The following is a 9,060-nucleotide window of genomic DNA, read 5'->3' as shown; positions in this document are numbered from 1 at the left end:
GGTAAGCAGAGTTTTTGAAACGTAAGGCCTTTGAATAAGACAAAAGGCTGCCTCATCGCTAACTTTGCAACAGTGCCCTCGCGATGACATCGCCCAGCGGCTGGCCATCATCCTGTGCATCGACCAGGGCGCCCCCGATCTCGGCGAAGGATTTCAGGGTGTCACGCACCACCCCCGCTTCGTCTGCGACCTTTGCATGGCAAATACGCTCCGAAGCACGGTAGAGACGGCCGACGATCCGGTCGTGGGTTTCGACCACTGCGTCGGCCAACATCGCCTGCCATTCCGAGACGCAAACAGCCAAGATCGCAAGCCGCCTGTCCTCCGGGAGATCGCGCATGCCGTCGGCATAATACCGTTCACCCTGCCTGCGCAGACGAGTCACCCGATGGGCAGGAACGCCGGCAAGCAGATCCTCGGGGAGATCGACGCGTTGCAGATATTCGAGCCGGTCGAGCAGCCGGTTGGCCGACGAAGAGTTCGAGCCAGGCTCGAACTGGCGCAGCCACACAAAACGGGTCACCCGATCATCAGCCGTCTCCTCGAGCAATGCCAGCAACTGTTCTCGGATCGACATAGGCAGACGAATGGCGATCCTCGTCTCGATGCGTCGCTCGGCATCGACGAGAGCCGCGGCACAAAGCCGCTCGATCGTGGATGTCGCGGGAAGGACAGTGCGGGTGCGTCGGCACTCGGCTACGAAGCGACGGGCGATATCCTCGTTCGACACCGCCATCTCGGCTTCTCGGAACAACCATTCCTTCAGCTCGCTCGCACCACGTCCGGAGAAGGTGCGGAAGCCGTAGAGCCCCCGTAACTCGGCAAGATGCTCGTGCCGTGTTTCCTCGCGGGCAGCATAGTCTACGAGATCGTCGGCACCCAGGCCAAGCTGCGCTCCGATAAATTCGATGACCTCTGCAGGGATCAGTTCGCCTGGAGCCAGCACCCGGCCGGGATAGCGCAGGACACACAATTGCAGGGCGAAGCCGAACCTGTTGTGAGCGCGCCGACGCAGCCTGATATGCCCAAGGTCTTCATCACTCAGCGTATAGTGCTTGAGCAAATCCGTCTGTGAAGTCGGCAAGCGCAACAGCGCGTCTTTCTGCCGATCGGTTAGAGTGACGCGACGCGGCATACATGTTCCTTTTTCAAAATCTGATAGCGTTCAAGACGCTTTGTTTATGAAGCTGGTTGAGATACATTTCCAGAGGTCAATGCAATCGTGGCCGAAGCGCCGCCTCAAACCAACGTTTGTGATACATGCTGATCGGATATGCCCGCGTCTCCAAAGCCGATGGCTCGCAGTCTCTCGACCTGCAGCACGACACCTTGCGCGCCGCAGGTGTCGAACGGGACAATATCTATGATGATCTTGCTTCCGGCGGTCGTGATGATCGCCCTGGCTTGACTGCCTGCCTCAAGTCATTGCGTGACGGCGATGTGCTGGTGGTCTGGAAGCTCGATCGCCTCGGACGATCGCTTGCCCATCTGGTCAACACGGTGAAGGAGCTGTCAGACCGCAAGATCGGCCTGCGGGTTCTGACTGGAAAGGGCGCTCAGATCGACACCACGACTGCGTCCGGTCGCATGGTGTTCGGAATCTTCGCCACCTTGGCCGAGTTCGAGCGGGATCTGATCCGAGAGCGCACCATGGCGGGTCTCGCCTCCGCGAGAGCGCGCGGTCGCAAGGGCGGACGAAAATTCGCGCTCACCAAAGCTCAGGTGCGTCTCGCGCAAGCCGCCATGGCCCAGCGCGATACTTCAGTTTCCGATCTCTGCAAGGAACTCGGCATCGAGCGCGTCACTCTCTACCGATATGTCGGTCCCAAAGGCGAGCTCAGAGACCATGGAAAGCATGTTCTCGGACTTACGTAGCAACTCGTTTCTTTTCGCAGGTTGAGCCACAGAGGTGGATCAGGAAATTTGAACAACACTTATAAGTGATATTTTGCTCCCCAAATGATGTTATAAACATCAATATATGGAGTATTTTATGACACGTAGACCAAGAAGAAATCATTCAAATGACTTTAAAGCTAAGGTAGCACTTGCTGCGATTAAAGCAGAAAAAACACTTGCTGAATTGAGTGCTGAATTTGATGTTCATCAAAACCAAATTATTGACTGGAAAAATCAACTGATTTCAGCTTCCTCGCAAGCTTTCGATCAATCAAAAGCTCCAACAGAACCACCCATCGATCTAAAAAAACTACATGCAAAAATCGGTGAGCAGGCATTAGAAATTGATTTTTTAGAAGGTGTGTTGAAGAAACTGGGTCGCTTCAACCACAAAAGTTAATCGATGACTCACTTCAGATTTCAGTATCTAAGCAAGCTAAGCTGCTGAAAGTCTCCCGTGGTTGTTATTACTATCGCCCAAAACCTGTGAGTGAATCAGATCTGAAGCTGATGCGCTGTATGGATGAGTTACATATGCAATACCCTTTTGCAGGTAGCCGTATGATGTGTGATTTATTGAATCGTCAAGGACATCATATAGGACGACGTCATACACGTACTTTAATGAAGAAAATGGGCATTAATGCGTTATATCGTAAACCAAATCTAAGTCAGGCCAATCAAGCTCACCGTAAATATCCATATCTGCTCAAAGGATTGGCTATTCAGCGCAGTAATCAAGTGTGGTCTACGGATATAACGTATATCCCTATGGCAAAAGGCTTTGTTTATTTATGTGCTGTGATTGATTGGCATAGCCGCAAGGTACTTGCGCATAGGGTATCGATTAGTATGGAGGTGGATTTTTGTATTTCGGCTTTAAATGAAGCGATTGAAAAATATGGATCACCTGAAATATTGAATACAGACCAAGGCAGTCAGTTCACCAGTGATGCATTTATTGATGTATTGAAATCAAATGGCATTCAAATCAGTATGGATGGTAAAGGTCGATGGGTAGATAATGTGATGGTTGAACGATTATGGCGGAGCGTTAAATATGAAGAGGTGTATCTCAAAGCTTATAGCAGTGTCACAGATGCGAAAAAGCAATTGAGTGCATATTTTGAGTTTTATAATCTGAAACGACCTCATTCGAGTCTAGACAAAATGACACCAAATGAGTTTTACTATGATCAGCTACCCCAACAAAACAAGGTGGCTTAACTAGAGCGGAATATCACTTATAAATACGCTTTTAGTTGTTCAAACAAGTGGAACCACCTCTGTTTGTAATGATATTTTATAAAATTCAATATTAGATCTGCAGAGAAAAACTTATCAAACTAAGTATTGGCTAGTCTTTTTCTTCGAAAAACTTATCAAACGAAGTATTAAGTTAATCTTTTTCTTCAACTTCTTCCTTAAACTCAAACAAATCATTCATCGTACAGTTAAAGTACTTACACAACTTATCGGCGACTGGTAATTCAATACGTACAGCACGGTCATAATACATACTTGTGAGCGTGTTGCGATTGATACCTGTTGCATGCACCACTTCACTTAATTTTAAAATTTTTCTATCGCCCATGAGGCTAGATAACTTACAAGTAATCATATTTAAATTAATTTACAAAAAATAACTTGCTGTGGGTTATTTGAAGTTGTTGACTGAGTAATACTTTGCTAAAATTAACCTACAGCAGGTTATTACAACTTATAGAAAGTATATTTTATCCATTTCAACTAAATTATAACTTTTTAAATATAAGGATTGAACCTGCATTAGATTATTTTGTGGAGATGACCGCCGTGTTACCAAATGAGTTATTGATCAGCCAGCAAGCTCGTGACTTAGGAAATCAATTAATTAAAGAAATGAACATCAATAGAAGTTATGGAATGGCTAATTTTCTTGGAGTAAATACTTGCTATGATAATCATCAGGCTGTACTTATTTGGACATTTCAACTGCTTGAAAGGGAACCTGCCTTAAATGAATTAGCAGAAATTAAAAAATATTTTCTTTTAATCTTTCCAGATAGTGTTTATCAATTAGCCTAAGTTGTTTTTAAAATTAATTTATTAAATAAAAAGCACTAAATCAAAGAAAGCTTTATTTAAAAATACCTATTAATTCAAAAACATACCATTTACTGAATATATGAAGCATAGGTTCCTGCTCTATCACTCACTCGTACTAAAATTACATCGCTCTTTTTACTGATACTAAACAATTTATGTCCACGCCACGTTCTGCGGCTTCGAGGGCTAGTTTTTGTTGAACCACTGAGAACAAGGACAACAAACTGCCTACTATATTTTCCCGGAGAGTGGTGTAGGAACTTTTTCATTATTGCTAATCATATCAGCGACAACATCAGCAACGAGCTCCTCTATTCCTGAGAATGCTTTAGACTGATCCGCATCAAGCCAAGACAATGATGGAAACTCAGCACATCATTCGTTTAAGACCTATTTTAATGACGGCACTGGTCGCAAGTTTAGGTTTTATTCCAATGGCGTTAAACACTGGAATTGGTGCAGAAGTACAACGACCACTAGCAACAGTTGTTATCGGCGGTATTGTATCTTCTACAATTTTAACTTTGTTTGTATTGCCTATTTTATATCAATGGGCGCATGGCTCTGAGAGTAGCAAACAGCAATCCGACGAAATTTAAAATCAAAAAAAGCAGCTTAATTACTAGGTTATGCCTAATTAAGCTGCTTTTAATATTGTATGCCCAACATTTTATTGATAAAGCTTACTGCGCTTCATCCCGACAATTTTCATTTAAAAACTCAAACTCTATCGTTGTATGCGATAAATGATAGGAAGATAATTTAGCTGCAACTTCTTGTTTAAGCCTAATTAATTCTTTAACGTCAAAGTTGTCACTCAGCTCAAGGTGCGCTGTTAAAACGTGACTTTCACCATCTAGTGACCAAAAGTGCATGTGGTGGATACCATTAACTTCAGGAAATTCCATTAGTGATAGTTTAATACGCTTTTGAGTCTCTTTATCGGGTGCAGCTTGAAGAAATAAAACGAGTGTTGATTTCAGGTTTTTGAAAACATTAAACAAGATGAACAGCGTGAACCCTATTGATAAAAGGGGATCTAATATCGGCAGTTCAGCGAACAACAGTACGATAGAGACTATAAGAACGGCAACCCATCCAAGTACATCTTCAAGAAGGTGCCATGTCAGCACTTTCTCATTTAATGTTTCACCCGCTTTTAATTTTAATACAGCATATCCGTTAACGGCAACGCCGAGTATCGCTAGCCCTAACATCCCCTCGACTACAGGCATTTCAGGATTGGACAGCTTTGGAATTGCTTCAAATAAAATCCAAATTGAGCCAATGATTAAAACAATACTGTTTATCAATGCGCCAAAGAGAGTAAGTCTACGATAACCATAACTAAACTTATCTGATGCTTCTTTATCTGAAAAACGACTTAAAATCCACGCAAAACCTATTGAAAGACTATCACCAAGATCGTGAACTGCATCTGCCATTATCGCCGTACTGTTAGTGAGCCAACCACCTATAAATTCGATAATAGTGAATGTCACATTAAGGAAAAATGCCCAACCAATACGGTCATCTTTACCATGTTGATGACTATGATTATGGTTGTGCATTTTGTACCTCTAGTACTTTTCTATTTCTTAGTTTTGATACATTCATATTAATCAAGTGACGTATCAAGCGTTGATATATCCAGCGTTTGAACCCCGACAAGTTAGTCCCTTTTTCGAGATAGAACTCATCAGGGGAATCATAAAGCCCAAAGTCATCATGAATACCTTCTTTTTGAATATAGGTATTTTCTCCACGCCAATCTGTATCTGGTGATGAAAAGCACTTTGTTGCAACACCATAACCACAAAAATCATCTTTTACTTGGTCAAATTTCTCCTGTAGAGAGCTTAAGTATTGCTCATCCAATATAAAGCCCTCTAAGTTTATCCAACGCCCTTCAAAGTAAACTTCTACCCAACTATGAATGATGTATTTAGGTGCTAACCAAAATACATAGCTTGGGATAGCACCTTTTTGTAGTTGCTGGTCTATGGTAAACCCATGAAATCGGCATTGAATGCCTAGTCCACGCAATAGTGCCATTAACAGATTACCCTTAGTATTACATTGTCCATAACCATCTGCTAGCACATCGCTTGCTGCAATATCATCGCTTTCATTATAACCAAAGAAAATCTCATCTTTTACAAACTGATAAGCGGCACCAATTTTGTTGAAGTTATCCAAGTTTTTCCACCTACGTTGATCGATCAAGGATTGGATATCTTTGTGTTCAAAATTAACGATATTCGTATTGTTTAAATATTTCTCAGTCATTTTTTATATATCCTTTTCGTTGCATACTTATACTATAGACTCTATAGTAACTATAGAGTCAAATGTCTGGGGGAAATTGATGAAAATAGGCGAATTGTCAAAAAAATCGGGCTGTTCAATACAAACGATTAGATATTATGAAAGAGAAGGATTTCTGTTAAATCCAAATCGTTCAGAAGGTAATTTCAGGCTGTATGATAGCAAAGCACTTAAACAATTGGAATTCGTAAAGCATTGTCGCAGCCTAGATATATCACTCAATGATATTAAACGTCTTATCGAATTAAAAAATAAGCCAGAAGAAAGCTGCTCTAGCGTTAATGCATTAATTGATCAGCAACTTGCACTAGTGAATAAACGCATGAAAGAATTAAGGGCGCTTAAAGCTGAATTACAACAAATGGCTAGTGCTTGTGGTTCGAACAACCCAACATACTCATTATATTCTGCTGACCATGTAACACGGCAAGTATATTGTTTACTATCCATTTGAAACCCCATAATGTTTTAAGTCTATGTATAAAAGTACGATTTTCACTTAGCAGTACTTAAATAATCACCCCACCACTGCATCATTTCAGTCCGCTGGGCTAAATAGTCAGCGTGATTATAGCTGGCACGGGTACGGTTCTTATCAATATGTGAAAGTTGTGCCTCAATCCAGTTATCCTGGAACAAACCTGAGTCATTCAAAATGGTACTAAAAGTGGAACGTAGTCCATGAGAGGATAATTGATGTTTTCCATAGCCCATCTTACGTATAGCCATATTTAATGTATTAAAATGAATCGGTTGATTATGTTTCCGTGGGCTAGCAAAAATGTACTTTTCACCGTATGACCATTGCATGACGTCTTTTAAAATATCTAAAGCCTGATCTGAAAGTGGAACTAAGAAGTCGGGAATCTCATGGCCTAATATGACTTTTCGTCGAAACTGTTTAATATGCAAGGCAGGTATTTTCCAGACTTTTTCATTTAAATCAAAATGATGAGGCTCAGCCAATAACAATTCAGCCCCTCGCACGCCAGTATGTAATTTGAACAGCAGTGCTTTTTTAATAATCGGATGGGCATCCAATTTTTGTAATTTATACTTAAAATCAGATATATCCTCCGCTTTCAAATACGGATAATTTTTCTTGATTTTACTGTTAATGGCGATTTTATTTAAACCATGCGCGATGTTGAATTCACAATAACCCATCGCTACAGCGTAGTCATAAATTTGGTTCAAATAACTACAAGCTTTCTTGACAGGTTCTTTTACTTGGCGTCCCTCTATTTTTTTGATTACTGAAACCAGGTCATAACGCTTGATGTTTTGAAAAGGTAGATCCTGAAGGTCTGGATAAATATCTTGCTGTAAGCATCTTTCTGCTAACTGTAGTACACCACAGCGGGGTAGATCGTTGAAGGCATTTTTCAGTTTGAACTGTAACCACTCCTCCCCGACCTTACCAAAGGTGATGACATTAGAGGCAGTATCTTGTTCAAAACAGAAATCATTGTCTTTAAAGTCATCTCTGACTTGTCGTGCCTTTTTCAGCGATAAATCAGGATAACGACCTAACTGAATGCGTCGACGTTTTTTAGTTTGTGGATCTGTATAGCGATAGCACCAAGATTTTCTTCCACTCGGCTCAATCTTCAGGCTAAGCCCATCTTCATCGGATAAAAAACTGGTTTTTTCCTTACAATGAGCTTGGCGAACTTTAATTTCAGTAAGACTCATGGAATTTAAATGAAACCTAACAATGGGTTGATTGGATCAATTATATCAAAATAGAACGCTTTATGTATGATGCGTACACTACGCATCATATATATTTGTAATATATTGTTTTATATATTTAATATTTTAAGTATTTGTATTTTAGTAACCATTATAAGTACCACCTCTTCTTTAAGTTCCCAACAACTCACTTTTTCTGTCATCAATGTTAAATAAGTCTTGTGCTTTAAATTCTTAGATGACCTCCTCTACCCTTTATTATCATTTTTATAAAAGTAACTATATGTACTCATTAAAATTTGTAGAGCTCAAAAACAAAAAAGACCGCTATATAGCAGTCTTTTAACTTAATTAAATAATAATTAATTCATTTTCATCATAAGTGCATAAGCATCACGTTTGTTTTGACGCAATGATTCTATCTCGGACTTCGTCAGCTGTTTTACGAGAGTTGAGGATATACTTTGCTTCCCACTCTGTGAGCCTTTCGAAATCGTACCCGTAAATCGATTTCCACCATGCTTCAAGATTACCATATACATCCCTCAATTGCTGAAGAGTTTCTTTACTTAGAGCTAATTGTGATGAGTATTGTTTACCCGTCAGTGCATATGCTCCAATAACTTTATTCGTCCCAGTTGTTTCAATATGACCTTTTAATGCTGCAAAAGTACCACCTTGGGTCTGGGTATCATCAACAATAATAACACATTTATCATTGTTTATTGTCCCATCAAATGCTGGTGGGTTGGCTAATCTATGCCACCCATCACCGCCAGTTCTTGATACTTTTATAGCTTGAACTATATTCGTATCAACTTCAAGCCCAAGTTTCTTTGCTATAACTGCTGAAGTAGCTAAAGGAATCATATTACGACCGACTGCTTCCTCAGCATGTACAGGTACTATAATAGTTTCCCGACCATCGATAATTCTTTCTAGTTCAGCAATCGCCTCATCCGAAACTAAATCTGGCACTGTTGCAAAGTTAGCGATGAGGCAGCCTTTTGTCTTATTCAAAGGCCTTACGTTTCAAAAACTCTGCTTACC

9 protein-coding genes and 4 pseudogenes are annotated in these 9,060 nt (G+C 41.0%); 5 read left to right on the top strand and 8 right to left on the bottom strand.

Features of this window, described 5'->3' with window-relative positions:
- Positions 1-58: 58 nt before the first annotated feature.
- Entirely contained in the window at positions 59-1,135 is a 1,077-nt protein-coding gene (locus tag HX124_RS17350) for a DUF4158 domain-containing protein (RefSeq protein ID WP_502872842.1), read from the bottom strand.
- 125 nt (positions 1,136-1,260) lie between these two features.
- On the opposite strand from HX124_RS17350, the gene HX124_RS17345 reads away from it, so the two are divergent.
- Both HX124_RS17345 and HX124_RS17340 read left to right on the top strand, forming a co-directional pair.
- Positions 1,261-1,875 (top strand): recombinase family protein, encoded by a 615-nt coding sequence (locus tag HX124_RS17345; protein WP_101998597.1) that lies wholly within the window; start codon positions 1,261-1,263, stop codon positions 1,873-1,875.
- A 106-nt stretch (positions 1,876-1,981) separates the two neighbouring features.
- A protein-coding gene (locus tag HX124_RS17340; RefSeq protein WP_286418728.1) for an IS3 family transposase occupies positions 1,982-3,126 on the top strand; the annotation gives its coding sequence in 2 pieces (ribosomal slippage) (positions 1,982-2,246 and positions 2,246-3,126; 1,146 coding nt in all).
- Between the two features lie 172 nt (positions 3,127-3,298).
- Here the strand turns inward: HX124_RS17340 and HX124_RS17335 are convergent.
- Positions 3,299-3,520, bottom strand: a complete 222-nt coding sequence (locus HX124_RS17335) for a helix-turn-helix domain-containing protein (protein WP_004658364.1) — start codon at positions 3,518-3,520, stop codon at positions 3,299-3,301.
- 194 nt (positions 3,521-3,714) lie between these two features.
- Between HX124_RS17335 and HX124_RS17330 the strand changes: the two genes are divergently transcribed.
- Complete coding sequence (locus HX124_RS17330) at positions 3,715-3,966, top strand: hypothetical protein (RefSeq protein WP_004658363.1); 252 nt, start codon at positions 3,715-3,717, stop codon at positions 3,964-3,966.
- Positions 3,967-4,218: 252 nt separating this feature from the next.
- Here HX124_RS17330 and HX124_RS17325 read toward each other — a convergent pair.
- Positions 4,219-4,362: pseudogene (locus tag HX124_RS17325) on the bottom strand (antitoxin HicB); the annotation flags it as partial.
- On the opposite strand from HX124_RS17325, the pseudogene HX124_RS17320 reads away from it, so the two are divergent.
- Positions 4,362-4,586 (top strand): annotated as a pseudogene (locus tag HX124_RS17320) (efflux RND transporter permease subunit); the annotation flags it as partial. The pseudogenes HX124_RS17325 and HX124_RS17320 overlap by 1 nt on opposite strands.
- 84 nt (positions 4,587-4,670) lie before the next feature.
- On the opposite strand, the gene HX124_RS17315 reads toward HX124_RS17320, so the two are convergent.
- Complete coding sequence (locus HX124_RS17315; RefSeq protein WP_127800877.1) at positions 4,671-5,558, bottom strand: cation diffusion facilitator family transporter; 888 nt, start codon at positions 5,556-5,558, stop codon at positions 4,671-4,673.
- Positions 5,545-6,276, bottom strand: coding sequence for a transglutaminase-like domain-containing protein (locus HX124_RS17310; protein ID WP_005245162.1), 732 nt, complete (start codon positions 6,274-6,276; stop codon positions 5,545-5,547). The genes HX124_RS17315 and HX124_RS17310 overlap by 14 nt, the downstream gene beginning before the upstream one ends.
- 79 nt (positions 6,277-6,355) lie before the next feature.
- Here HX124_RS17310 and HX124_RS17305 point away from each other — a divergent pair.
- Positions 6,356-6,667: pseudogene (locus HX124_RS17305) on the top strand (MerR family transcriptional regulator); the annotation flags it as partial.
- Positions 6,668-6,699: 32 nt separating this feature from the next.
- Here the strand turns inward: HX124_RS17305 and HX124_RS18205 are convergent.
- The 3 genes and pseudogenes from HX124_RS18205 to HX124_RS17295 all read right to left on the bottom strand — a co-directional run.
- Positions 6,700-6,777: pseudogene (locus HX124_RS18205) on the bottom strand (antitoxin HicB); the annotation flags it as partial.
- A 33-nt stretch (positions 6,778-6,810) separates the two neighbouring features.
- The gene (locus tag HX124_RS17300; RefSeq protein ID WP_005245164.1) at positions 6,811-8,010 is read right to left on the bottom strand and encodes a tyrosine-type recombinase/integrase; all 1,200 of its coding nucleotides are present in this window, start codon (positions 8,008-8,010) and stop codon (positions 6,811-6,813) included.
- A 393-nt stretch (positions 8,011-8,403) separates the two neighbouring features.
- Positions 8,404-9,030 (bottom strand): phosphoribosyltransferase, encoded by a 627-nt coding sequence (locus HX124_RS17295; RefSeq protein WP_228722245.1) that lies wholly within the window; start codon positions 9,028-9,030, stop codon positions 8,404-8,406.
- Positions 9,031-9,060: the final 30 nt, after the last annotated feature.

This window comes from Acinetobacter sp. 226-1 (assembly GCF_030329325.1).
GTDB lineage: Bacteria > Pseudomonadota > Gammaproteobacteria > Pseudomonadales > Moraxellaceae > Acinetobacter > Acinetobacter sichuanensis.
Note: the sequence above shows the minus strand (reverse complement) of the source record. Positions and strands in the feature narration are given on the sequence as shown.